The sequence below is a fragment of the Streptomyces sp. NPDC051913 genome (assembly GCF_044593635.1).
In the GTDB taxonomy this organism is placed as follows: domain Bacteria; phylum Actinomycetota; class Actinomycetes; order Streptomycetales; family Streptomycetaceae; genus Streptomyces.
Genome location: NZ_JBIUCI010000028.1, coordinates 50,840 through 77,494 on the forward strand (window position 1 = coordinate 50,840; position 26,655 = coordinate 77,494).

Annotated in this window: 6 protein-coding genes; 4 read left to right on the forward strand and 2 right to left on the reverse strand. The window is 71.2% G+C overall.

Annotation, left to right across the window (positions count from 1 at the left end; genetic code table 11):
• Nucleotides 1–302: 302 nt before the first annotated feature.
• On the forward strand, nt 303–1,925 hold the full coding sequence (locus tag ACIHIX_RS44830) for a hypothetical protein (RefSeq protein WP_399966411.1): 1,623 nt from the start codon (nt 303–305) through the stop codon (nt 1,923–1,925).
• Entirely contained in the window at nt 1,922–6,523 is a 4,602-nt protein-coding gene (locus tag ACIHIX_RS44835) for an FtsK/SpoIIIE domain-containing protein (RefSeq protein WP_399966413.1), read from the forward strand. The genes ACIHIX_RS44830 and ACIHIX_RS44835 overlap by 4 nt, the downstream gene beginning before the upstream one ends.
• Before the next feature lie 75 nt (nt 6,524–6,598).
• Here ACIHIX_RS44835 and ACIHIX_RS44840 read toward each other — a convergent pair whose 3' ends face one another.
• Nucleotides 6,599–6,910: a hypothetical protein gene (locus ACIHIX_RS44840; RefSeq protein ID WP_399966415.1), complete on the reverse strand. Its 312-nt coding sequence runs from the start codon at nt 6,908–6,910 to the stop codon at nt 6,599–6,601.
• A gap of 38 nt (nt 6,911–6,948) precedes the next feature.
• Nucleotides 6,949–7,872, reverse strand: coding sequence for a hypothetical protein (locus ACIHIX_RS44845; RefSeq protein ID WP_399966416.1), 924 nt, complete (start codon nt 7,870–7,872; stop codon nt 6,949–6,951).
• Between the two features lie 144 nt (nt 7,873–8,016).
• On the opposite strand from ACIHIX_RS44845, the gene ACIHIX_RS44850 reads away from it, so the two are divergent.
• Together ACIHIX_RS44850 and ACIHIX_RS44855 are read left to right on the forward strand one after the other, a co-directional pair.
• The gene (locus ACIHIX_RS44850; RefSeq protein WP_399966417.1) at nt 8,017–23,934 is read left to right on the forward strand and encodes a hypothetical protein; all 15,918 of its coding nucleotides are present in this window, start codon (nt 8,017–8,019) and stop codon (nt 23,932–23,934) included.
• Entirely contained in the window at nt 23,931–26,615 is a 2,685-nt protein-coding gene (locus ACIHIX_RS44855) for a right-handed parallel beta-helix repeat-containing protein (protein ID WP_399966418.1), read from the forward strand. The genes ACIHIX_RS44850 and ACIHIX_RS44855 overlap by 4 nt, the downstream gene beginning before the upstream one ends.
• The last annotated feature ends 40 nt before the right edge of the window (nt 26,616–26,655 follow it).

Here is a 26,655-nt window from a genome sequence, read left to right on the forward strand (position 1 = left end):
GTCTCGTCCTCGGTGAGTGTGAGTTTGAGTCTGAGCCTGTGATCATGACATGTCGCCGAAGAGCATATGTGTCTGCCTCGTGGGGAGAGGGTCGCGCGTGCAGTGGACATGTTTCCGCTTAGACTCGGAAGTGACCGCGGTGGAAGACGTGCCGCGGTCACACCTGTGCGGCCGGCGCGGCCATAGGGCCGGGGTGAGTGAGCACACGCCCGGTATATGTGTCGTAGCCCTTCAGACATCCGGTCGTTCTCCGGTCGGCGACATATCGAGGGGTTCTCGTGCACATCCATCAGGCGGGTCCGATGGAAGTCTGGACAACGGCGGCGCAGGCCGACCGGACGCTCGCTCTCTCCTGGAACTCGGGTGTCAGTGCCGTGATCCTCGCGCTGGCCGAACTCCTGCTGCTGGTATGGCTGTTGGGGCGCTGGCTGGTGCGCAGGCAGGGCGGCCGACGCCGGGCCTGGCGCCGACTGGCCCGTCAGGTGCGCCTGACCCGCCAGGCCTTCTCCGAGCCGGTACGCGAGTTCCTGCGCTTCCGCGCCGCCGTACGACGACTGACCCGGCTGCTGTCGTCCGACGGACCCGTGACCGTCGCCCGGCACGCCCTCGACGGCGTCGACGTCGCCGTCCACCCCACCGCGCCCCAGGCCTTCGCCTTCGCGGTCGCCGTCCGGCCCGCTACCCGGCGCAGCGACGGCGAGGTGGCCGTGTCCGTGGCGGGACGGGGCCTGCCACAGCCCCGGGAGCCGTGGGAGACGGATGACGATCCGCTGCTCTGGTACGCCTCCGCGATCGACGCCGAGCGTTTGCCGTCGGCGCGGGCGGAGGAGACGGGTACGGCAGAGGAGACCGTGGACCCGGAGGTCGGCGACGGGCTGTCGTCCGTTACCGACCGGGTGCTCGTGCCGCTCGGACTGAGCGACGACGGCGTGGTCTTCCTCGACCTCATGCGCGGGCCCTGCATCCTCAACGCCTACGGCGAACGCCGGGCGATCCGCGCTTTCGTCCAGGCCGTCGCGGCCTATCTCGACCTGCCGGGCGGCCCGGCCGACGTGGTCGTGGCGCGCGGAGTGCATCCCCGCTTCGACGGTCCCGACCTGGACGAGTTGCTGGACTCCCTCGTGTACCTGATGTCCGACCGCACCCGGCCGGTGGTCGTGGTGTGCGCGGCGCCGGACGACGAACAGGCGGCACGGCTGGCCGAGTTGGCTGGTGCCGGGCCGCTGTGCGCGGTGGTGGTCGGGCCGGTCTCCGTCCATCGCTGGGAGATCCGGGTCAACTCGCGCGGTCGTACCGAGACACCTGGCCTCGGCATCGAGACCGACGCCGCGCCCCTCGGCCCGGCGGTCGCCCGTGCTGCCCGGAGGGGTGGTATGCGCAGGGCCCGCACCGGGGGGCCCGGCGGTGGCGCTGGACGGCCGCCGGGTGGTGGGGTCCCGTCGGCGAGTGGCGCTGTGCGGTCGGGGTCCGCCGGTACGCGGGGTCCTGCCGGGTCTGGGCTCTCCGCCGGTTCGCGGCACCCTGCCGGGTCTGGGTCTTCCGCCGGTTCGCGGCACCCTGCCGAGTCACCACCTCTGGTCGGCCCGGGGGCTCCTGTCGGCGGCCCGGAGCCGCGTCGTCCCGTGCTGGAGCCCGTCGGACGCGGTGCCCGGCCAGGGCTGTCGCTGCCCGCAGAGCCCGCCGCCATCGCCTCGTCCTCCGCCCCCACCACACCCGTCGCCGCCTCCACCACCGCCGCCTCCGCCACCCACCCCCTCCGCACCACCGCTTCCACCTCCGCGGAACCCGTGGCTCCCGCCATCCGCGACCTGTTCGCCGAGCCGGAGATCAGCGGGGTCTCAGCAGCCGGTGCCGGCGCCGGCGCCGGCACCGGTGACCCCGAGCCCTTCGAGAACCCCCGAGCCGAGAGGCGCAACGAGTCGTGAAGTTCCTCGTCACCACCGTGGACGACCAGACGCGGGAGCAACGCGACGTCCTCGTCAACGCGGCCGCCGCCACCCCCGTCCGCAGGCTCGCCGCGCAGCTCTCCGCCGCGCAGCGAGTCGCCGCGCCCGAGGAGGCGGAGCCGGACGCGGGCGCCTCCGCGCAGGAGATCCCCCTCTACCTCGGCGACCGGTTGCTCGACCCCGATCTCGCCCTGGCCTCCTCCGGGATCCGGGACGGCAGCACCCTCGGTCTGGGGCGGCCGGTCACCGACGCCGCCTCGGCCTACGGCCCCGCCCGTGACGCGATGCCCACGCCCACGGCGCCCGGCTCCGCCCCCGTGGTCGAGATCCAGGTCATCGGCGGCCCGGACGCCGGGCAGGTGTACCAACTCGGCATCGGTACCCACCTCATCGGGCCCCGGGCCGGCAGCTCGGTGCCGCTGACCGGCAGGGGAGTGCCCGAGGAAGGGCTGCGGCTGGCCGTACGTCCGGACGGAACGGTTCTCGCCGTGCTGCCCGAGGACGACGGACAGGTCCGGCTGTCGCTCCCCGAGGCGCCGCCGCCGCGACCGCGCGCCGACGTGGTGGCACTGCCGCCCGAACCCGACCCCGGACCCGAGGAACACGAGGACGACGGGCTGCCGCGCGGCTGGACGCCTTGGGAACTGGACGGCGAACTCGTCCTCGGAGAACACCTGTTGCGCGCCGCCCGGCCCACCCTGGCCGACGCCGCCCTGGTGGCCTCACCGAAGGCCAGCCTCGACTTCAACCGGCCGCCGCGCCTGCTGCCCCCGCTCCAGCCGGAGACCTTCCGGCTGCCCGGCCCGCCCGAACCTCCCAAGCGCAGGGGCCTGCCCTTCCTGGTGATCATCGCGCCCATGTTCATGGGCGTGGCCATGGTGTGGCTCTTCCACTCCGTCCTCTACCTGATGTTCATGGTGCTCAGCCCGGTCCTGGGCGTCGGCAACTGGATCAGCGGGCGACGCAGCGGTCGTAAGGAGTATCTGGAGGGCGTCGCCAACTACCGCCTGCGCCGCACCTCGTTGGAGGCGGACGTACGGGACAGGGTGGACCACGAACGGCGGGTGCGCGTCGCCTCCGCGCCGGACCCGGCGGTCGTCGGGCTGATGGCCGTAGGACCCGGCGCCCGGCTGTGGGAGCGTCGGCCGACCGACCCCGACAACCTCGTGCTGCGGATCGGCACCACCCAGCAGCAGTCGCTGCTCCAGATCGACGACGGCTCCCGCGAGGAGAACCACCGCACCGCCCACTGGCAGATCCCCGACATGCCCATCGGGGTGGACCTCGCGGGCAGCCAGGTCGTCGGCGTCGCCGGGCCCGAACAACCCGCCCGCGCGCTGGCCCGCTGGGCGGTGGCGCAGGCGGCCGTCCTGCACAGTCCGCGCGACCTGAAGATCTGTGTGCTCACCGACACCAAGGCCGCCGACGCCTGGGAATGGGCCCGCTGGCTGCCGCACGCCCGCTCCGGCCTGTCCGCCTCCCAGGACAACGCCCCCGTCATCCTGCTCGGCAACGACCCCGAGACCGTCGCCAACCGGGTCACCGAGCTGATCAACGTCATCCGCAACCGCAACCAGGCGCAGCAGGCCACGATGCGCGGCGCGCTGCTCAGCGAGCCCGACGTGTTCGTCGTCCTGGACGGGGCGCGGGAACTGCGGGACGTCCCCGGCATGGTGCAGGTCCTCAAGGAGGGGCCGCTGCGCGGCATCCACCTGCTGTGCCTGGACCGGGAGGAGCGCATGCTGCCGGAGGAGGCCAGCGCGGTGGTGTCCATCGCCGCGGACACCCTCACGCTGCGCCGCACCGGTCTGCCCGACATCACCGGCATCCGCCCGGACTACGTCACCGCCGAGTGGGCCGAACGCCTGGCCCGCGGCATCGCCCCGGTGCACGACGTCACCCCGGACGCGGGCGGCGGACTGCCCGACAGCGTCTCGCTGCTCGACCTGCTGGATCTGGAGCCCCCGACCGCCCAGGAGGTCACCGAGCGCTGGAACCGCCGACCGGCCTCCACCACCGCGCTCGTCGGCCAGGGCTTCGACCGGCCGGTCGCCTTCGACCTCGTCAAGGACGGCCCGCACGCCCTGATCGCCGGCACCACCGGCTCCGGCAAGTCCGAGTTCCTCCAGACCTTCGTCGCCTCACTGGCCACCGTCAACCGACCCGACGAACTCACCTTCGTGCTCGTCGACTACAAGGGCGGCAGCGCCTTCAAGGACTGCGTGCGGCTGCCGCACACCCTGGGCATGGTCACCGACCTCGACAGCCACCTCGTACAGCGCGCGCTCGCCTCGCTGACGGCCGAACTGATGCGCCGCGAACACATGCTGGCCGCCGTCGGCGCGAAGGACCACCCCGAGTACCGGGCCCTGCGCCGCCGTGACCCGAGCCTGCCGCCGATGCCCCGACTGCTGCTCGTCATCGACGAGTTCGCCACCCTCGCCCGGGAGATCCCCGACTTCATCCCCGGCCTCGTCGGCATCGCCCAGCGCGGCCGCTCCCTCGGCCTGCACATGGTGCTGGCCACCCAGCGGCCCGCCGGTGTCGTCACCAGCGACATCCGCGCCAACACCAACCTGCGGATCTCGCTGCGCGTCACCGACGCCGTCGAGAGCAGCGACGTCCTGGACGTCCCGGACGCGGCGAGCATCTCGGCGGCCACACCGGGGCGGGCCCTGGTGCGCACCGGGCACCGGTCGGCGATGAGCTTCCAGACCGCCTACGTGGGGGCAGCGCGGCCGCAGGACGGTCGCACTGAGGAGCAGTCGGCCGAACTCCCCGACGACGACACCGGATTGTGGATGACCCCGCTGTCCTGGCAGGGCCTCGGCCGTCCCGTGGACGCGCCCGAAGACGCCGAGGACGATTTCGCCCTTCTCGACGACGAGGAGGGGCCGACCGACCTGATGGCGCTGGTCGACGCGCTGGTGGAGGCGGCACAGGCGGCCGGCCACCAGCCGCAGCCCAGCCCCTGGCTGCCGCCGCTCGCCGACACCCTGACCCTGTCGGACCTGCCCGAACCGGCGGCTCCCGGCGCCGACGGACGACTCGCCCCGGCCGCCTGGGCCCGCGAGGACCTGCCCCGGCTCCAGGCGCAGCCACCCGTCTTCCTCGACCCGAACACCTTCTCCCACCTGTACGTCCTGGGCATGCCCCGCTCCGGCCGCTCACAGGCCCTGCGCACCATCGCCAGCGCCCTGGCCCGCGCCAACTCCTGCGCGGACCTGCACTTCTACGCCATCGACGCGGGCGGCGGCGCCCTGTCGGCGCTCGAAACGCTTCCGCACACCGGTGCCGTGGTGCCCCGCACGGACCTGGAACGGATGGGCCGCCTCCTCAATCGGCTCACCGCCGAACTCGCCCGCCGCCAGGAGCTGATGACCGCCCACTCGGCCGGCAACGTCACCGAACTCCGGGCCGCCCTGCCGGCCCACCAGCGCCCGCCGCACCTGATGCTGCTCATCGACGGCTGGGACACACTCAGCGCGCTCGTCGGCGAGATCGAGGACGGCCGCATGATCAACCAGGTCGGAACGCTGCTGCGGGAGGGCGCCGCGGCCGGTGTGCACGTCGTCGCCACCTCCGAACGGGCGCTGATGGCCGGGCGGATCGCCGCGCTGAACGACAACAAGCTGCTGCTGCGCCTGAACGACGTCGGCGACTACACCATGAACGGCATCCCCCGCGAACAGATCCCCTCGGTGATCCCGGCAGGCCGCGCCTTCCGCACCGACACCGGCGGCGAGCTCCAGGTCGCCATGCTGCCGGGCGGCCACAGCGGCCCCGAACAGGCCGAGGCGCTACGGCGGATCGGCACCGAGGCGGCCGCCCGGGACCTGGCCGTACCCGCCTCGGCACGACCCTTCCGTATCGAGTCGCTCCCGGCGACGATCACTTTCCGGCAGGCGTACGAGCGGGTCGGCGCCGTTCCTCGCGGACCGCTGATGGCGATGCAGGGACTCGGCGGCGACGACGTGGCGCCGGTGTGGGTGGACTTCGCGGGTACGGCCTCGACGTACACGATCGTCGGCCCGCCCGGGTCCGGCCGCAGCACCGCGCTGCTGTCCCTCGCGGCGTCCCTGCTGCGCTCCGGCACGGGCGTGGTGGCCATCACCCCGCGCGAGTCGCCGCTGCGCGGGCTGGAGCGCCATGCCAAGGCGGTCGTGCTGCCGTCGGCCGCGCCGAGCGAGGAGGACCTGCGGGCGGCGCTCGCGGCGGCCGGTGACGCCGTGGTCGTCATGGTGGACGACGCCGACCTGATGTCCATGTCGCCGGTGGACACCATGCTGCGGGACATCTCCTCCTCGGGCCGGGACCGCTCCATCGGCCTGGCCGTCGCCGGTCCCGCCGAGGCGCTGGTGTCCCCGCTCAGCCCGTGGCTCGGCCAGGTGCGGCGTTCGCGCAAGGGGCTGCTGCTGTCCCCGCAGACCATCGGTGAGGGCGACATCCTCGGGCTGCGGCTGCCGCACAACGTGATCCGGGTGAACCGCGTCCCGGGGCGGGCCTTCACCGTCGACGAGGCGGGGGCCCTGATGACGGTGCTGGTCCCGGAGACGGGGCCGGCGGACGCGGGCTGAGCGAGCATGCCGGAAGGGGGGCGCCGCTCATTGCGGCGCCCCCCTTCCGGCTGCATGGTCAGGTGACCGTGCGGGTCACTTCTGGTTGCCGCCGATCTGCGCGGCCATCGTCCGGTCCATGTCGTCGATCTGGGTCTTGATCGACTCGAACTGCTTCGCGAAGTCCTCGATCTTGAGGACGATCTGCGTCAGCTGGGTGGTGAAGTTGAAGTAGGCCTCACGCATGGCCGGGCTGGTGTGCTGAAGGAAGAGACCGTCGTTGAGCAGGTTGTCCACCGAACCCTGCAACTGGGCCAGCTGCGGGTTGATGTTGTGCACCGCGTTCTGCAGCTGGGTGGAGACGGTGACGATCTGGCTGTACTCAAGCTGGACGTTGTTGCTGGGCATAGGGGTTCCTCAGGCTCGGTCGGAATCGAAGGGGTGGGTCAGACGGTGCTGCCGACACCGGTGTTGGAGTGCTGACTGCCGTTGGGGTCGCTCTTGTCGTCCTTGCCGTCACCGTCGACGTCGGTGGCGTCCGGGTCGGTGTTCGTCCACTGGGGGTTGTCGGTGTTGACACCCGACCCGGTGTAGCTGGACGTGCTGGTGGTCTTGCCGTCCTTGTCCGTCTCGGTGACGTTCTTGGTGCCGGAGCCGTTCTCGCTGCCGTGCACCTCGACGACCGTCTTCGAACCGTCGGTGTGGGTGACCGTGGTCGTGTAGCTGCCGTTGGCCCCGGTGTCGGTGTGCTCGTGGTACGTCAGACCGCCGGGCCCGTCGTCGATCGTCGTGTCGCTCGACGTCACATGGCCCTCGGAGTCGTAGGTGACATGCGTCGTGTGGTTGTAGTTGTTGGTGCCGTCGCCGAAGTCGTCGTTGTGCGCGTCGGTGTCGGTCGGTTCGGGGCCGGGCGGGGCGGGGGCGTCCTTGGCGTCGGGGTCGGCCAGCCGCACCTGCTTGAGGTACTCGTGGCCGTTCTTGTCCCAGGCGTGGATGAGGATGGTCTCCCCGGTCAGCTTCTTCCAATCCTCGTAGGCCTTCTTGTTCATGTCCCAGAGGCTGTGCTTCCAGCCCAGAGCCTGTGCGTTGGCGTCGCCGGCCATCTTCGCGTCCGTCTCGAACATCTTCTGGGCGGCGAACTTGTAGGTCTGGCTGAGCGCTTCCAGTAGTTCCTTGGCGTTGTCGAACGGACCCGTCCACTGGAGCAGGAACATGTTGACCGCTCCGAAGGCGCCGCCGAGATCGTCCTTGTGGAAGAAGTCACCCCGACCCAGCAGCCGGGAGTCGGCGAGCTGTTCCTTGAGCCGCTCCGTGTCCTTGGCCAGCGTGTTCAGCAACTCGTAGTCGATCACCAGGTCGTAGCCAGGCATACCTACTCCCTCCACTCATATGTGTCTGCGGCGCCCTTCGGCGAGAACACATCAGTGTTCACATTACGATGGACACATACATGTGAACCAACCGCCCCGGCGCACTGTGTGCCATGGGGTTGTTCGACCGCGTGGAGGGGACACATGGCAAGGCCGCAGGACTGGAGTGCACTGGGGATGCACAGCGACCCCACACCCGGCGACGTGGACACCCTCTCGTCCCTCTACCAAGGGCTGCGGGACACCGAGACCCTGGGCAACGAGATCACCAGCGGTCTGAACCGGGTACTCGACCAGTCGGGCAACGGGTTCGTCGGGCGGACGGCCGACGCGGTACGCGCCAAGATCGACGGGCATCTCAAGCAGTTCATCGACGCCATCGGCCAGTCCTTCTCCGTTGCCGCGGACGCGACCATGACCTTCAAGACCGCGCTCCAGGACGTTCAGATGAAGGCGGACGACGCGCTGAGGAACGCGCAGGGGCTGTCGAAGGACGATCCGCAACTGAACGGCCTCAAGGCCCAGGCACACACCGCCCAGGACGAGTACAACACCGCGGTCAGAACGTACGAGCACCGGATGAAGGACGCCCAGCACCTCATCCGCCAGCCCATCGACGCCTGGCACCTGTTCCTCAAGTCCCTGGGCATCCTGGAGATCATCCTGGCCATCGTGGGGGCCTTCTTCGGCGGCTGGATCGGGATGCTCGCCTTCGGCCTCGGCATGGTCATGTTCATCAGCACGCTCGTCGACTTCGCCGAGGGCAAGGCGGGCCTGCTGGACGTGGCGCTCGCCTTCATCGGCATCCTCTTCCCCTCCACCAAGGGCATCAACGTCGGCGGGCTGACCAAGAGCGTGTTCAACGCGCTGAAGAACCTGCCCAAGAGCATCGGCTCGGGACTCACCGGCCTCGGCGGCGCCCTGTCCCACATCCTCACCGGCGGCCTCAGCTTCCGGGGCATCTACAGCGGCGTGACGGCGCTGCCCGGGCTGGTCCTGCGCGGCCTGAACGGCGTGGCCAACCTGGCCATCAAGGGCCTCAAAATCACCATCGCCGGGCTGAAGATGCTCGCCCAGACCTTCCGCGCCGACTTCCAGATGGCCACCGCCGGCATCCACACCACACTCGGCAAGGTCGGCGTCTACGCCATCAGCTTCGGCAGCCGCTTCGTGCTCAGCGCCACGCTGCCGGTGGACTTCTTCGAACTCGGCATCCACGCGGGTTCCGCGTTCAAGATGGGCTTCGGCACCCGGCTGCTCACGCCGACCGCCCACCTGTCCCAGTCGGCGCTCGGCGGCGGCCTGCACATCGGCGCGCTCACCGCCAACCACGGCGGCCTCGCCGGCTTCACGGGCGGCATGCCGCACTTCGAGACCTTCCAGACAGGCACCCTCCAGGGCTTCAACCCCGGTGGACTGCAAGGCCTCGGCACCGGCCTCGGCGGCGCCCAACTGGGCGGCCTGCACGGCATCACCGTCGGCGCGGACGTCGGCGGAGCGAACCTCGGGTCCCTGCACGCGATGGACCTGGGCGCCCATCCCGGCGCCGGGGACAACCTGCTCATGGCGAACGCCGGTGGCCTGGACAGTGTGGAACACCTCACCGCCTTCGACCACTTCACCGGCTTCCAGCGCACCTCCGCCGGTCTGCTGGAGCCGTTGCCCACCCACATGAGCGGCGTCGACCTGTCCGGGACGCACGGACTCTCCGACCTGGGCTCCGGCACGCACGCCCTGCGGAGCGACCTGGGGGTCTCCGGTACCGGCTCCGGTCTGAACACGGCGCTCGGCGACGCCCTGAACTCGGTGCGCGTCGCGACCGGCCACGTCGAGGACTTCCACGCACTCGGCATCCCCGAACTGCGCAGCATCGTGGACGGCGACATCTCCAACATCCGGATGACGCAGGACGGCATCAGCCTCCAGGTCGGTGCGCACAGCGGCACACCGACCACGCTGCACATGGACTACCGGGGCACGGGGGGCCTGACCAACGCCGACGGCAAGCAGGTCGTGGTCGCACCTGAGGTGCATGAGGTGCTCAGTGCGGCCGGGGTGGATGTGAAGGCGGGGGCTGCGGTTGACGTGAAGGCCGGGGCTGTCGACATCAAGGCCGGTGCGGTTGACGTGAAGGCCGGGGCGGCCGAGGTCAAGACGGGGGCGGTCGATGTCAAGGCGGTGTCGGTCGACGTCAAGGTGGGGGCGGTTGATGTAAAGGCCGGTGCCGCAGCCGACGTCAAGGCCGGTGGAGTTGACGTCAAGGTGGGAGTGGTCGACGTCAAGACCGGTGCCGCGGTCGACGTCAAGACCGGTGCTGCGGTCGACGTCAAGACCGGTGCTGCGGTCGACGTCAAGACCGGTGCCGCGGTCGACGTCAAGACCGGTGCCGCGGTCGACGTCAAGACCGGTGCCGCGGTCGACGTCAAGACCGGTGCCGCGGTCGACGTCAAGGCCAGTTCCGCGGTCGACGTAAGAGCCGGTGCCGCAGCCGACATCAAGGCCGGCTCCGCTCCCGGCGCCCCCTCCGCCTCCGGCATCAAGATCAACCGCGCCGACACGGCCGCCGGGCATTCCGCCGGCGGTGGCACCAAGGCCGCCGTACACGAGCTGGACCACCTCTCCAGCGGAGCGAAGTCGCTCAACTCCCCCGCCCGTCCGAGCCGGCTGACCGAAGAGCCGCCCAACCCCTCCCTCACCGCCCAGACCGACCACCTCGGCGTCTCCGCCCGCGAGAACCTCGACCTCCTCGGCCAGCGCAAAGGCACCGGTGACACGGCGGGCACGTCCGCCCCGACCGCCATCCAGAGCGGTACCCACGTCGCCCCGCGCCCCGATCAGGTCGGCCCGGACGCGGTCGTCGTCGGCGAGCACATCGCCCTGCGGCCGTCCTCCGCCCCCACTCCCCAGTCGCGTCCGCACAGCGACGGCGGCCGTCCCGGGCCGCTGAGCAAGTTCGAGGCGGTGACCGGCGGGGCCGCGGGCAAGACCGGCGCGGACCGGCTGGCGGCGTGGAACGAGTACGAGCAGGCGCAGGTCGACCTCGCCGACGCCGCACGCCAACTCGACCTCTCGGGCGGGAAACTCGGCCGGCCCTCCGAGACCGTCGACGAGGCCGGCGCCAAGCAGAGCCTCCAGCACGCCGAGATCTCCCTGGACATCGCCAAGGGCAAGATGGGCCGGCTCGGCATGGACGCCGAGACGATCGGGAGCCACCTCGACGCGCTGGGCATACCCGGTCCAGGCCGTACACCGCACGGACATGGTCCCGGGGCGGTCCCGAACGCACCCAAGCGGCGCGGCCCGCAGAACGCGGCGGCGTCCTCCTCGGCGGGCCCGGTCCCGCCCACCACCAAGGGCGAGCTGACCAAACTCAAGGACCCGGTGCGCTTCTCCCCACAGTTCCGTGAGCATGCGACCAGCTACAAGCTGACCCCGGTGATGCAGTACGACGGCATGGCCAAAGGGGCGCTGCGGCCGGGCGAGGAGATCCGGTTCATCGCGACTGTTCCCTCCACTTCAAACGTCGAGTACACGGTGAAGACCGGTGCCACCACGGTCACGAAGAACAAGCTCTTCGAGCTGGCGAAGACTTACGAGAAGGCGTTCGGCGCCGATTCCGGTCGTGGAGAGCGCCTGGGGCTCGTCATCGGTGTGAACGGCCGTCCCGGGGACGAGGCCGCGATCGAGAAGGCGATCAAGGGTTTCGCGGAGAAATGGGACAAGGAAGGCACCTATTCGGTGTCCGTGACGGGCTTCACCTGGAAACAGGGTGACCCCAAGCTGGTCGCGGCCGGCACCCAGAAGGAGATTCCGTACGGCGCGATCCGTGAGGCGATCGTCCGCGACGACCTGACCCAGCAGATGCTGACCAAGGCCGGGTCGGACGGGCCGGTCTATCTCCACATCGGCGATGCCGACGTCAAGGACATGACGGTCGGCGGCAAGCCGCTGCTGGACACCGCGACCAAGGCCATCAACGACATGAAGGTGACCACGGTCCACGAACAGACGCTGTTCCCCGAGGTCGTCAGCGGAGGCTACAAGCTCACCGACACGGCGGCGGCGACGAAGGCGGCCGATCTGGATCTGGCCGTGCGGGACGCCATGAACGCCATCGATCCCCGGGCCGTGTACTTCCCCGAGCCGAACACCTTCCTGAGGGTCGACACCGCGAACCACGAAGGGCTTGAGGCGCAGATCCATTTCGGGATCAAGCAGGACGACAAATGGCGGTTCGAGGCCCAGGAAGGAAAGCACCTCCTCAAGAACGTCATCGCGGCCCGCAAGGACCTGTGGGAAAGCGAAGGCGCTCTGACCAAGATGGTCCAGTTCAGGTCCGACCTCGCTCTGGTCACGGACGGCGGCCGGATCGCCAAGGACCTTCCGGACGACCTGAAGTCGCTCATGGGCGGCCTCACCCAGAGCCACGCCGACAAGAAGGTGTGGACCGATCAGGTCACCGACTATCTGCAGACGCATCACGCCGGTCTGCTCGGCGCGGACCCCAACGCCGCGAGGACGCTCGCCGACCTCGCCTTCCACGACATCAGGACCGATGGCTCCGGACTCGTCGAGATGGACAGCAAGGCGCTGTTCGACGCTCACGAGAAGGAGATGAAGTCCCTTCTCAAGGCGGCAAAGAAGGAGGGGGCGCCCGCCAAGGACTTCTTCCAGATGGCTGTCAACACCCGCACTGCCCTGGTCACCGAGATCAACAAGCTCAACAAGCTGGCCGCGCACGGCGTCGCCCCGAGCGCCCCCGGTGCCGTGGCGAAGGCGGTGACCGACGGCCACTTCGGCGACGCCCTGGCCCATGCCGGCGGCGACCTGGCCTCGCACGGCTCGTGGAAGGCGGCACGGGACGCCGCCGTACCGAAGACCGTGCGCAACCGGGACTGGACGGACCCGATATCGCACCCCGGCCGCGCGAAGCCCTTCTCGGGGCCGATCCGCGACAACGCGAAGTTCACCCGCTACGTGGTCAAGGCCGGGTTCGACATCCGCACGTTCGCGGTCGACGGGCACGCCGTGTCGGACCTGACGATCCGGGTGAAGCTGGCCGACGACGGTGTGCCCAAGGCCGATGCGGACGCGCTGTGGCAGCGCGCCTCGTCAGGTGTGGACAAGCTGTTCAACCAGCCGGGACACGTACTTCCGGACGGGAGCGTGCTGCATGTGACGCTGGAGCGCGCGGAGGGCCCGCTGGGCGGGCATCTGACGGTGAAGGCCGGCGAGGCGGGCTCCGGGGCGAACCAGTACCACTGGCCGCTGGACGCGTCCGAGACGGATCTCGCGCACGAGCTCGGCCACCAGCTGGGCCTGCGGGACGAGTACCGGGCCGCCGACGCGGGCCACCGCCCCGACAACAAGGCCGGCCTGATGGGGGACTACACCGAGGGCCTCAACGGCAGCGCCGTGCGCTCGTGGCATCTCCAGATGCTCCAGCAGACCCTGGACGCCTACGCCGACACCGGTCACGCCCTGGCCGCACATGTTCCGCCGCACTCCGTGGACCTGACGCCGGCCCCGGGGCCCAAGGCCAAGGCGAAGAAGCAGGCGGCGGCACCTCCGCCGCCGGACCCGTGGACCAGCCACGCCGACCCCGGCCGCTTCGGCAGCAACTCCGACTTCAAGCAGGCGTACGAGTACTACGAACTCCAGCCGGTGGCGCAGTACAACGGCGCCGCGAAGGGGGCGCTGAAGCCGGGCGACGACCTCCGGTTCGTCGCCACCGTGCCCGTGAAGGTGGAGGACAAGGACGACCTGCTGCTGGACGTGGCGAAGAAGTACGGCGAGTCGTTCGGGGCGGGACAGGGCTGGAACGAGCGTCTGGGCCTCGTCATCGGCCTGAACGGGCGCGTGGGGAAGCACGATCTCATCCTCGCCAAGATCCAGGAGTTCGCCAAGAAGTGGGAGACCGAGGGCACCTTCTCCGTCTCGGTGACGGGCTTCACCTGGCGCCAGCCCGACCCCAAGAAGATCACCGTGGGGCAGGGCGAGCAGAAGGAGGTGCCGTACGGGGCGATCCGGGAGGCGATCATCCGTGACGACCTCACCCGGGACATGATCAGCAAGCTCAGGCCGGCCGGGGAGGCCGAGGGGCAGCTGTATCTGCACATCGGCGACGCGGACGTACAGGAGTTCGCCGTCGACGGCAGGCCGCTGTTCGACCGAGCCGTCACGGCCATCGAAGGGGCCAAGTTCACCTACAAGAGCGACGGTTCGGTGCACTACCCGGAGGCGATCAGCGGCGGCTACAAGCTGCCCGCCGGGACGACCGAGAAGTCCCTGGCCGGTATGAAGGCCGCTGATCTCGATCTGGCGGTGCGCGGGGCCATGGGCACGGTCGACTCCCGGGCCATCTACTTCCCCGAACCGAACACGTTCGTACGGGTCGACACGGCCGCCTACGACACCCTCGACGACGGAATCCACTTCGGCGCGGTCGACAAGAGCAAGGTGGGCGGCAAGAACCACAACGCCTTCTCGTTCGAGGCGCAGGAGGGCCAGCACCTGCTGGACAACCTCATCAAGTCCCGGCAGATCACCAACCCGGCGTGGCTCGAACACCCCGCCCACATGGTGAAGTTCGACCCCGACCTGGCCCTGGTCACCGACGGCGGGCGGATCGCCGACAAGATGTCCGCCGACCCGCAGAAACTGATGTCCGGGCTCACCCAGAGCCATGCGCATCCGGGGACCTGGAAGAAGCAGATGGAGCACTATCTGACGCTCCATCACCCAGGTGTGGCGGACCAGAAGGGGATGCTGGACATCCTGCACAAGCTGGCCTTCCACGAGATCGTCTCGGACGGCACCAAGCTGACCAGGCTGGACGGCGCCACCCTGACCAAGCAGGTGCTCTCGCCGGCCGAGTTCAAGGTGCTGAGGAGCCATCCGGAGCTGGGCAAGTTCGCGGTCCGCACCCGTACCGCACTGGTCGAACACCTCAACAAACTGAACCAGTACGACGAGCACGCGGCCGTCCCGAACGCACCCACGGCGAAGAAGGTGAAGGCGTCGGCGGCGGACAAGGCGGAGAAAGCCGCGAAGTTCGAGGCGAAGAAGCCCGACGAACGACTTCAGAAACTGCTGTTCCAGAACGGGTACGCCACCGGCGACCAGTTCGGCGTCGCCGCCGCCCTGCACAGCGACCCCAAGCTGCAAGTGCTGCTGATCCGCAACCCGTTGGACCACCGGGACCGCAGCGAGGACATCCGCGACTTCTACGTGGCCAGTGGCATCGACGCACACCGTGTCCAGGTGCGGGAGGTGGCCGAGGGCCAGAACGCCAACAAGCTGCGGATGAACCACTGGCGGGAGATCAACGAGTCCGTGCTCAGCAGCGGCGGTACGGCACCCGCCAGCCGGCAGATGGACGAGTACGTCGTCTCGGTCAGCGCCGCCACCACCTGGGTCGGCGAACGCTTCGGCCCCGGCCTGCGCGAAGACCTGCGGGCCGCCTGGCAACTCGACGACGCCCACTTCACACCCCAGTTGCAGGACGCGGTCGGCGACTGGCTGAAGAGCAGGGGCGTCCCCGACGTCGCCGGGCGGGACGTCGTCGTGCTGTGGACCCGGTTCAGCGGCAAGCGCGGCGAGATCCACGTCGAGCACGACACCAGCCACACCGGCGTACGGCAGATCCTTCAGGCCCTGCACCACCGCACCGCCGACCGTGCGCAGAGTCCGCTCGTCATCATCGCCGGAGACGCCTCCGCCCACTCCGGGCGGCCGAGCAAGTTCCCCGGCATCGCGAGCGACTTCCGGGCCACGGGACTGGACGTACACGACCTCACCGCGTTCTGGAAGAACCCCGAGGGCCTGCACACCTGGGGCGGCAACACCCGCATCGGCCAGATGCGGCTCTTCGAGTATCTGAACCGGGCCGGCGACGGCCGGCTCAAGCACCTCGGCTTCCGCAGCGGCAACCTCGAAGCGATGGCGCTGTCCGGCCATCAGGTCCGCTATCTGGAGGAGCCGGGCAGCGCGGGCGGCGAGCGGATGGCCAAGTGGCACGAGATCCCCGGTACCGGCCGGACCCCGGGCAACGGCATGCCCCCCGGCTACGAACGCCTCGTCATCGAGCACCCGCCCACCCGCTCCGGCCAGATCACCGTCGAGGTGCGCGAGCTGAAGCACGCCAAGAAGGCCGAGTACGACGGCAAGGGCAAGCTTCCCCCGCACGTCCAGGCCGAGCTCAACGACCTCACCCACGCCTACGAGCACCCCGGCTGGGTTCCCGGCGGCGGCGACCGCCCCTACGTCAGAAACCTCAAGCCCGTCGCCGCCCACCACACCAAGGGCTTCGCCGAGACCGACGTACACACGATCGTCGACTACCTCACGACCCCGCGCCCCGGCGAGACCGTGGACATCAGCCCCCACACCCCGTCGGCCGGTCGCCCGGACGTGTCGACGACGACGGACCACGCGGCCTCGCCGGAACCGGCCCGGGCGACCGAGGCGGCCGGAAGCAAGGCTCCGGAAGCTCCTCCGGCGCCGCAGGCTCCCCCGCGCATGACCGGCACCGGCCAGATCGGCGGCGCCGACCGGGTGCTGCCGTCCCAGGAGGTCACCGCCACCGTCTCCAGGGATCTCGTCGCGCACTTCGACGACGCCCTCACCCCGGCCCAGCGCGACACGCTCCGCGCCGACCTCCAGGCGCAACTCGGCCGGGAGGTCTGGCCGTCGCTGTCGGCGATGACCCGTGGCGAGACCCGCACCCTCACCGTGGACGCGGCCGGGTTCAGCGGTGACATCACGGTGCGGGCCGAGGTGACGAAGGCGGAGCCGGACGGCGCCTTCAAGAGCCTGGAGTTCGAGGACGGCAGCGAGACCCTCGTCCGCGACGGCTTCCAGCGCGAGACGCGGTCGGTCGTCACCGCCGGTGTGCTCGTCAAGGGCAAGGCCGCCGCACAGACCGACCTGACGGGCCACCTGTCCTCGAACTGGTCCCGCACCGAGTCGCACCGCATGACCTCCAGCGGACGCCTGTTCAGCCGTACCAAGACCCCGGAACCGGCGCTGAAGCTCGACGTCGAGGTCCGCCTGGAGTTCGACGTCACCGCCGTGAGCGGCCCCTCCGGCAAGCACCTCGCCCGCCCGGGAGCGTCGGCCGGCCGGGTCGAGGTGTCGGCGAAGGTGCCCGTGGCCGTCGCCGAGGGGGACGTCCGTCCGACGGCCGACATGCAGCATTACCTGCCGCCGACCCGGGTCGAACAGACTCTCGCGCTGGGCGGCATGGACACCGTCCGCGACCTGTTCCTCGTCGACGCCGACGGCGTACGTGTCTCCGGCAGCCTGCACAAGGCCCTCCTCGGCAGCGGTACCGACCCGCACTCGCTGGAGGCGTACGGCAAGCGGGTCTTCGGCGACCGCTGGCCCGCGGTGCGGGAGCTGGTCCTCGACCGCATCGGCTCCCTGGACTCCCTCCAGTACCGGCTCAAGGGAATGACCGCGGGCGAGGCGCTGGAGATCGACCTCGGTCCGGACGCGGGCAGCCTGCTGGTCACCGCCGAGGTGACGTCGATGAAGCACCTGCGCAACACCGAGAAGACCGAGTTCAACACCGGCTCGGACGTCACCCGGGTCTACACCCACACGCGCGGCTCCGAGCACGGCGTACGGGCCACGATGCAGGGACAGAGCGCCGACCTGCACGCCGGCCCGACGACGGTCACCGGCGTCGGGCACGGCGAGTTCGACCGCGACGGCGCGCTGACCGCGCAGCAGTCGGTCCGGACCGGTACCGCGGTCAAGATGAAGGTGCCCGGCGCCGTCTTCGACGGCGTGACCACGCTCTCCTTCGTCCACCGCGCCGACCCTCTCGGCGCCGGCGGCTCCACCCCGGGCGTCGGCCGCGCTCCGCACCCGCCCGGCGGACAGGCGCGACTCGGCTTCCAGGTCCTCATGGATGCCGCCGACGCCCGCCCCGTCCCCGAACCCGGCGCCTTCTCCGCCGCCACCCGGCCCGAGGGCCCGCGCCGGATGACGGCGCCCGCCCTTCAGGAAGGAGACCACGCCTGGCGGCCCGCGCCCGGCGTCTGGAACGGACTGCCCTCCCACGCGGTCGTCCTCGACGTCCTCTCCGGCGAGGAACGGGCCCTGGACGCCGCGCAGTCGCCGCGGCTCCCCGACCTCGTGGACGGCGCAGGACGCGAACACTTCGGCGCCGACTGGGCCGACGTACGCCCGGCCGCGCACGACATGGCCACCAGGGAGCAGCTCGCCGCGACCCTGCCCCAGCTCACCCGGGGCACCGTCGCGCGCAGCACCCCACTGCCCACGCCGCTGCGCTCCAACGCACAGCTGAGCCTGAGCGGTCGGCTGGAGTCGCTGGAGTACGTACGGACCCTGGACGCCGCCGAGATCAACCTGCTCAGCGATGTCGCCGACGAGACGGGCGGCCGACTGGGCTCGGCCCTCGGCCACGGCCAGTTGGCCCAGGGAGGTGTACAGCCGGAACTCGGCAGCGACTTCACCCTCGCGGTGCATGCCCCCGGCGGCGGCATCGCCCACCGCTCCCGCACCGCCGACGGGGTGTCCGGCGGACACAGCAGCGTGGCCGCCGCCAAGTACCCCGAACCGATGGCGGTGTACATCGCCACGGTCGGCGTGGACGCGCATATCGGACGCGTCGGGGAGAGCGCGACCCACGGCGGCCGGACCGACGTGCGGTTCGTCGTCGCCGTCCCCAAGAGCCACACACGGCGGTACGAGGTCACGGCGGAGGGCGTGGGCAGCCAGGTCTTCCACCGCCCGGAGACCGTCGCGTCCACGCGCCCCGCGCCCGCCCGGACCGGTCCGAGCGTGCGGCCACCGCTCCGGGTGTCCGACTCGGGGCGGATCGGCAACGGCGACGCCGTACTCGAACTCCCCGGCGACCAGGTCGTCAAGGAGCTCCGGCGGCAGCTCGCCGACCCGTTCGGGGAACGCTGGGACCAGGTCGAGGGCGAGGTGGCGCAGTTCTTCGACTCGATCGCACTCCAGCCCAGGACCGCCGGTCTCACCGCGGGCGACACCTGGGGCGGCAGCTTCCGCGCCGGGCCGGTGACCGCCGACATCCGGATCACCGCGGCCGACGCCCGGATGACCGAATACCTGCGGGTCGAGAAGGACTTCGAGTTCGAGCAGGGCACCGAGTCCGCGGCCGCCACGTCCGTCCAGAAGGACTCGCATGTGCGACGCACCCTGTGGGAGCGCGCCGGGATCAAGGCCCCGCACGTCACCTTCACGCTCGGCCATGTACGGCACAAGGAGTCCGTCGCCGGTCACGGCACCGACGTCCGCGGCGGTGTCGTCGCCAAGAACAAGACCGTCGAACCGGCGGCCGTGTTCAAGGGCGAGGTGACCTACACGGTCGAGGCGAAGATCTCCCACGCGCTGCCGGGCCGGGGCGACGAGCGGACGTTCACGGTGACCAGCGACGGCGAGTTCGCCTTCCCGGTCCGTGACCTGCCCGCCGACCCCGCGACCGGCGCGGCCCTGCGGCCCGAGCAGTACCGCCGGGTTCCCGACCGCATCGCCGACTCGCTGCGGCTCGGCGCCGAGGACGTCGTACTCGACACGCGTCCGGTGCGCGGGGACGTGGCCGGAACCCGGCTGGTGGAGGACGTCCTGCGGCAACTCGATCCGAACGGGCCGAAGTTGTTCGGCTCGGCCGCCGACTGGAGGACGGCACGCGTCAAGCTCGCGGAGCGGCTGCCCGCGTCGGAGTTCCAGCGCCGGCTGAAGTCGATGATGGCCGGACAGCCGTGGGTCGTCCGGGTGAACGGCCGTGAGCTGGCCATCCGCGCCAGCGTGCAGGAGATGACCCACACCGCCGACACCAAGGCCACCGAGTTCTACTCGGCCACCGTCGGCGGCACGGGCGGCGGACGCACGGAGAGCGGACTGAACGGGCCGCAGATCACCTCCCACGGCACCAACGTGACCGTCGTCGGCACCTCCGACCCGATCGGCGGCTCACCGGCCGAGGTCTTCGGCGGCGGCACCCTCGCCCACACCACCCAGTCCGAGCACCTCGCCGACTCTTCTTCCGGCATCCGCTCCGCCGCCGGGACCAAGACCAAGGTGCCCGGCAGCGTCTACGACGGTGTGGCGCGGCTGCACTTCGAGGTCCGCGACCGGTGGCGGCCCTTCGGGCGCGGGGTCGACACCCGCGTGCCGAAGGACGCGGTCGACGAACAGATCCGTTTCAAGGGACTGCGAGAGGAAGTGGCGGGCCTTCAGAGCCAGTTGGACGATGCCTCGGCGACGGGTCGCCCGCAGCGCGAGATCGACGCGCTGGAGCAGCGGCTCGACGGGGCCAAGGCGTCGTTCGACAAGGCGCTCACGGACCACACCACACGTATCCGGACAGCGGTCGACGACCGACGCACCGGCCAGGGGACGCTCGGCTTCGCCTCGATGACCAGGCGGACCTTCGGGGTGCGGGTCCGCAGCGTCGGTGAGGCGGAGATCGGCTTCCAGGCGCTGCTGCCGAGCGACGACACCGTCAAGGTCGCCGCGCCCGACCGGGCCCGCTTCACAGCCCCCGAACCCGGCGTCGGACGGCCTCGGCCTCCCCAGCGGTCGGGTGTGGCGCCCGCGCAGGTCGAGGTGCCCCGGCCGCCGGAGTCGTTGCTGACGCACGGCATGTCCGACGGCCAGCTCGTCCGGGACCTGCCCGACGTCCAGTCCCTGCGGGGGCTGCTCGACAGCGAGGGCGCCAGGGTGTTCGGCAGCGCCTGGTCGGACGTCACCCGGACCGGGCAGCGGCGCGGCGAGCTGGTGATGGGCGGCTTCACCAAGGACCGGCTGATGGCCGCGCTCCCCGAGCTGACCCGGGGCGGCGAGCTGCGCGGCGAGTCGTTCCGGGTGCACGGCCGTGAGGCGTGGGTGTCGCTCAGGGCGGACCTGCTCGACCTGACGCACACGCGCCCCGAGCCCAGGGCCGAAGTCGCCCTCGCCACCGAGAAGACCTACGTGTTCGGCCGACGCGACCTGCACTCACGGCAGTTCTTCCTGCTGGGCCAGGTCGGCGCGGTCGCCGGCACCCTGGAGAGCAAGCTGGGAGCCGCGGTGACCTTCGGCGGCGGCTTCCGACGCCGCACCCGCGGCGACCAGTTCACCGGCGGGCGCACCTTCACCAATGCCAAGATCCCGACACCGCTCCACCACTACGACGGCCACGTCGAGTTCACCTTCACCTTCCACCACGGCGGCACCCACACCGAGGCCTCGGGCGTCGTCCCGGTCGGCGTCTCTGTACCGTCGGCACAGATCGCCGAACGTGTCGTCGTCGACCAGGGCCATGTCTTCACGCGGCCGACGGAACAGACCGCCGCCCGCCCCCTCGACAAGGGCAAACAGCCGGCCGAGTTCACCGTGGACGAGCACGAAGCCATCGACGCGGGCGCCGCGCTCAGCGACGCCCGGCGGCTGCGGGCCGACGCCGAGCGGGTACTGAGTGAGCTGAAGGAGCGGCAGGACACCGGTGTGGGCGGCGTCGCCGACAGCGACGGCACCCGACGGGCGCTGGCCCAGGCGCAGCTGGAGCGGGCCGAGGCCGCCGAGACCCTGGCAGAGACCCATTGGTCCGAGGTGACGGGCGGTAGGCCGCTGCCGTACGCGGTCAGCCGTGCGGGGACCGCGCCCGGGCTCGGCGGCGGGGCGCCGCACTGGTCGCGGTCGCCGAGAGGCGATGCGCCGTCCGGCTCGAAGGCCCCCGGGGGTTCCGTGGCCCCCGAGGGTTCCGTCGTCTCCGTCGAGCACATCCCGTCCGCCAGCCACGTCGTCTTCGACACCGACGACGGAGAGGCCCACGCCCTGGTCCCCTCCGGCCCCGACCTGACGGTGGCGCACTGGGTGAACGACCCCGCGTCCGCCCACGGCCGGCCCGCCGACCCGGCCACCGGCCAGGAGGCGTACACGGGAGACATCGCCGTACAGCGGCAGTTGCTGGACCAGGCACTGACGGCCGCCGAGGGGACGCCCCAGCTGAAGAAGGTCCTGGAGCGGCAGACGACGTCGTTCGAGGAGGACGTCCGGCTGTTCCGCGTCCTGGAGGAGCGGACATCGCTGCGGGAGCTGGCGCCCGCTCAGCTCGTCGCGGTCGTGCTCGCCGAACGGCGGGCCCTGCGCACCCTCTCCGCCGACTGGGACCGGCTGGCCGACAACCTGCTGGGCGCCCGCGGCAGTTGGCGCTGGGCCCGGTCCTACCCGCTCGACGAGGACAACCTCGGCCCGGTCGTCCAACGGGTGCACCGGCACCTGCTGGCCGACCTCTCGCTGACGGTCAACATCGACCTCGGCGCCCGGGTGGGCGACGGAACGCTGCTGGACGCGATGACCGGCGACGAGCGCCTGCTGCGCAACGTGTGGGAGGTCGTTCCCGGCTACTCGCGGTACTTCGAACGGCGCGGCGCCGCCGAGGAGGCGATGGGCTACCCCGCGAGCGTCAAACGGACCACCCACGCGGCCGGGATCTATCCGCCCAGGCCCGGCCTGGACGCCTGGGACGAGTCCTTCGCCCCGACCCCGGCGGACCGCGCCGACCTGCCGAACTACGCCGCCCTCACCTCACAGCACCGGCCGCGCGGCCTGGGCCTGTACGGCAACGCCGTCTTCCACCTCAAGCGCGAGCTGCTGGAGCGGGCCACGTTCACCCCCGGGGACAGCTTCAGCCCGGGGCGGCAGGGCGCCCGCAGTATCACCGGCTCCGGCAACCTGCTGCCGCTGCTGAACCACGGCCCCGACCGGCTGGTCCGGCTCGCCTTCGCCGAGGCGACCGGCTTCCGCTACGACGAGGAGTTCCGGCTGCTGCGGGACACCGGTGAACTGGAACGTCACCTCGTCGGGTTCTTCGAGGTCCAGCTGCACGGCGGGGTGCGTTGGGAGGACGTGGAGCGGGTCGTGCTCGTCCGGGAGGGCGGCACCCCGGCGCACCAACAGCTGGTGCGGCTGGAGCAGTTCGCCCAGGAGGCGGGGCACGGGTTCACCGTCGAGATACTCGAACCCGGAGCGGTCAGGCCGACGGCCCTCGCACCGGACACACTCGCCGGGAATGGCACACTTGTGTCAGCACACATCGCCGAGTCGGGCGATATGTTCGCAGCGCACACCTCGATGGCCGAGCCGACACCTGCCCGGGATAAGGTCGCCATCGAAGCCACCCAAACCACCGAAACACATGCCACTGTCGAGGAGGAGGCCGTGCCGGTCAGGGCATCCGAGACGGCCACAACGGAACATCCGCACCTGGCGGAGGCGTTCGAGCTGGCCCGGCAGCAGTTCCCCGACGCGCTGGTGCACACCGGGCGCTGGACGATGTGGGGCCACGACGGAGACACACCGCACACCTCGGCGTACGCGATCGAGAACAGCGCGCTCGGGCTACGGGGAGTCTTCGTGCCGTCGACCGCGGACGGAGGCGTCGGAACCTGGCACTGGCAACTGCCCGGGCATCAGGGGCCGATGGCCGTCACACCTCTGAAGCTGCCGACGTCGGCGCCGCATGCCGCCCCGGCGCCCGCGCCGATCACCGCCGACGCGGCGAACCCCCTCATGTCGCAGTTGGCGGCCGCGCCCTGGAGCGCCGGTCTGCACTGGCGCGCGGACGACGAGGAGCTGTACGTGTTCGCAGCCGCGGGGGCGGAGCATCCGGCCGCCGTCTTCGCCGACGGGCTGCGCCCGCCGGGCGGACACCTGGTCCACGTCGCGGCCCACGCCGGCGCCGACGACACCCCGGACAGTGCCTGGCTCACCGCCACCCGCACCATCGACTGGCTGCGCGCACAGGCCACGGCCGACCCGTCCCGCGCGGAGACACTGCTCGCCCACTACGGCTGGCGGTACGACGTCTCCGCACCCGGCGGGGTCGACGTCACCGCGACGCTCGACCTGGCCGCACCCCACCCCGAGCGCGTCGAGGTGCTCTTCCCCGGTGGCATCGACAGCCGCCACATCCGCGGCGCGCAGCGGCTGGAGGGCGGCCGACCGGTCGGGCGCTATCTGACCAACCCCGGGTTCGTGGAGCCCGGAACACACCCCACACCCACAGAGGGAACCGAGACGTGAGTCCCGCCATCCATCACGTACGGCCGAACGCGCGCCGCGGTGCGTTCCGTACGGTCGCCGACGCGGTGCGTGCCGCGGACACCGAGGACGAGATCCGGATCGCGGCGGGCGAGTATCCCGAACGTCTGCTGATCGACCGCGCGGTGACACTCGTCGCGGAGGACGGACCCGGCACGGTACGGCTCACCTCGGTCGCCCCCGGGCTGCCCGTCCTTGAGGTGTCGGCCTCGGCGACGCTCAGTGGCCTCACCGTGCTGGGCGCGGACCCGTCCCGGCCGCTGGTGCTGGTGACGGCGGGTACGGCCGAGCTGCGGGAGTGCGACGTCGCCGGCGGCCGGGTGGAGGCCGTACGCGCGGCCTCACTGCGGATCACCCGCAGCGTGATCCGGGAGGCGGAGCTGGCCGGCGTGCACGCCGACACCAGCGGCGAACTGCGGCTGACCGGCACCCTCGTCACGAACGTCGAGGGCACCGGCGTCGTCGTGTCCGGCACCGCGACCGCCCACCTCACGGACTCGACCGTGCGCTCGGTCAGCGGCTCCGGCACCCGGGTGCGCGGGGAGGCCACGGCGGTCATCCGCCGTTGTGTGGTCGAAAGCGCCGGACGCAACGGGCTGCTCGTCGAGGAGCAGGCGTCCGTGGTGCTGGATGAGTGCCGGGTCAAGGACGCCGCCGCCGAGGCCGTCCGCGTCCTCGGGTCCGCCCCGCGCGCGGAGGACGACGCGGGCGGCGGCGTACGGATCACCGGCGGCGAGGTCACCGGGGCCGGTGCCGCCGGGATTCTCGCCGCCGGGACCGGGGACGTGCTGGTGTCGGCGTGTTCCGTCCGGGACAGCGGGGCGGCCGGGGTGTCGGCCGACGGCAGCGCGCGCCTGGAGCTGGTCGACTGCCGTGTCAACGGCTCGGGCGCCTGCGGGGTGATGGTGCGCGGCGCAGCCCGGGCGGTCGTCACCGACACCACCGTGCGCGGCGCGCAGGGCAACGGCATCCTGGTCGGCGAGCGCGCCGAAGTCCGCGTCACCGGCGGTACGGTGCGCGAGACCGCCTTCAGCGCCGTGCACGTCGGCGGTGAGGCCACGGCCGAACTCGTCGCCCTGCGCGTGGCCGACACCCCGGAGCACGGCATCGGCGCCGCCGAACGCGGCCGGCTGACGCTGGAGGACTGCCAGGCCGCCGACTGCGGACTGTCCGGGCTGCATCTCGACGGGTACGCGATGGCCACCGTCGACGGCATGACCGTACGACGTGGCCGCAACGGCGTGACCGCCCAGTCGCGCGGCGAGGTCCGTGTCCGGGACGTGCGGATCTCCGACGTCGAGCGCGCCGGACTGACCTGCGGCCCCGACAGCACCCCTGAGTTCACCGACTGCCGGGTCAGCGGCGCGGGCACGGCCGGTGTCGTCGTCGCCGAGAAGGCGGCACCCACGCTCCGCGACTGCGCGGTGTCCGGCACCGAGGGCTCCGGACTGGTGGTCGCCCGCGACGCCGACCCCACGGTGCTGCGCCTGACCGTCAAGGACACCGGGAAGAACGGCCTGTTCGTCGGCGAGGGCGCGAAGGGCCGGTACGAGGAGTGCGTACTGTCGGCCACCGCGTACCCGGCCGTCCATGTCGCCGCCGAGGCGCGGCCGGTACTGCGCGACCTGCTGGTGACGGACACCACCGAGGACCTCAGCGTGGACGAGGGCGCCGAACCCGAGGTGACGGGCTGTGCCGCACGGGACGTGAAGAAGCCGGTGTGGCCGGCTCCCGGCACCTCCGCCACGGGAGCCGCCCAGTCCCCCGGCACGGCACGGGTCGCGGTGGCGGGCCCGCCGGGGACGGCGAGCGGTACGGCCGAACCGGGCGACGCCGAGCAGGACGTACCGGAGGAGAACCTCGACGACCTGCTCGCCGAACTGGGTGTGCTCGTCGGCCTGGAGCGGGTCAAGAACGACGTCTCGTCGCTGGTGAAGCTCATGCAGATGGTCCGGCGCCGGGAAGAGGCCGGGCTCGCGGCACCCCCGCTCAGCCGCCACCTGGTCTTCGCCGGCAACCCCGGCACCGGCAAGACGACGGTGGCCCGGCTCTACGGCCGCATCCTCGCCGCGGTCGGCCTGCTCGCCCGCGGCCATCTCGTCGAGGCGGACCGCTCCTCGCTGGTCGGCGAATACGTCGGCCACACCGGGCCCAAGACCCAGCGGGTCTTCGAAGAGGCCATGGGAGGCGTCCTGTTCATCGACGAGGCGTACTCGCTGACCCCGGCCGCCGGTTCCAACGACTTCGGCCACGAGGCCATCGCGACCCTGGTGAAGCTGATGGAGGACCACCGGGACTCGGTCGTGGTCATCGTGGCCGGATACCCGGACGAGATGGAGCACTTCATCGACTCCAACCCCGGCCTCGCCTCACGTTTCAGCCGCACCCTGCTCTTCGAGGACTACGACACACCCGAGCTGGTGAACATCGTCGAGCACCATGCCGAACGCCACCAGTACCGGCTGACGGCCTCCGCCCGCGAGGCGCTCATCGCGTACTTCGAGGAAACACCGCGCGGCGAACGGTTCGGCAACGGCCGTACCGCCCGCCAGACCTTCCAGGCCATGACCGAACGCCAGGCGTACCGGGTGGCGGAGATGGCGGCTCCCGACGAGACCGACCTGATCACGCTGCGCCCGCAGGACCTGCCCGAGTGGCCCTGACCCCGACCGCCCACGACGCCCACGACGCCCATGACCCCTG

What these genes read in the sequence shown, in the direction of transcription:
- ACIHIX_RS44830 (WP_399966411.1), top strand. Translation starts at nt 303, where the DNA reads ATGGAAGTCTGGACAACGGCGGCGCAGGCCGACCGGACGCTCGCTCTC.
- ACIHIX_RS44840 (WP_399966415.1), bottom strand. Translation starts at nt 6,910, where the DNA reads ATGCCCAGCAACAACGTCCAGCTTGAGTACAGCCAGATCGTCACCGTC.
- ACIHIX_RS44845 (WP_399966416.1), bottom strand. Translation starts at nt 7,872, where the DNA reads ATGCCTGGCTACGACCTGGTGATCGACTACGAGTTGCTGAACACGCTG.
- ACIHIX_RS44850 (WP_399966417.1), top strand. Translation starts at nt 8,017, where the DNA reads ATGGCAAGGCCGCAGGACTGGAGTGCACTGGGGATGCACAGCGACCCC.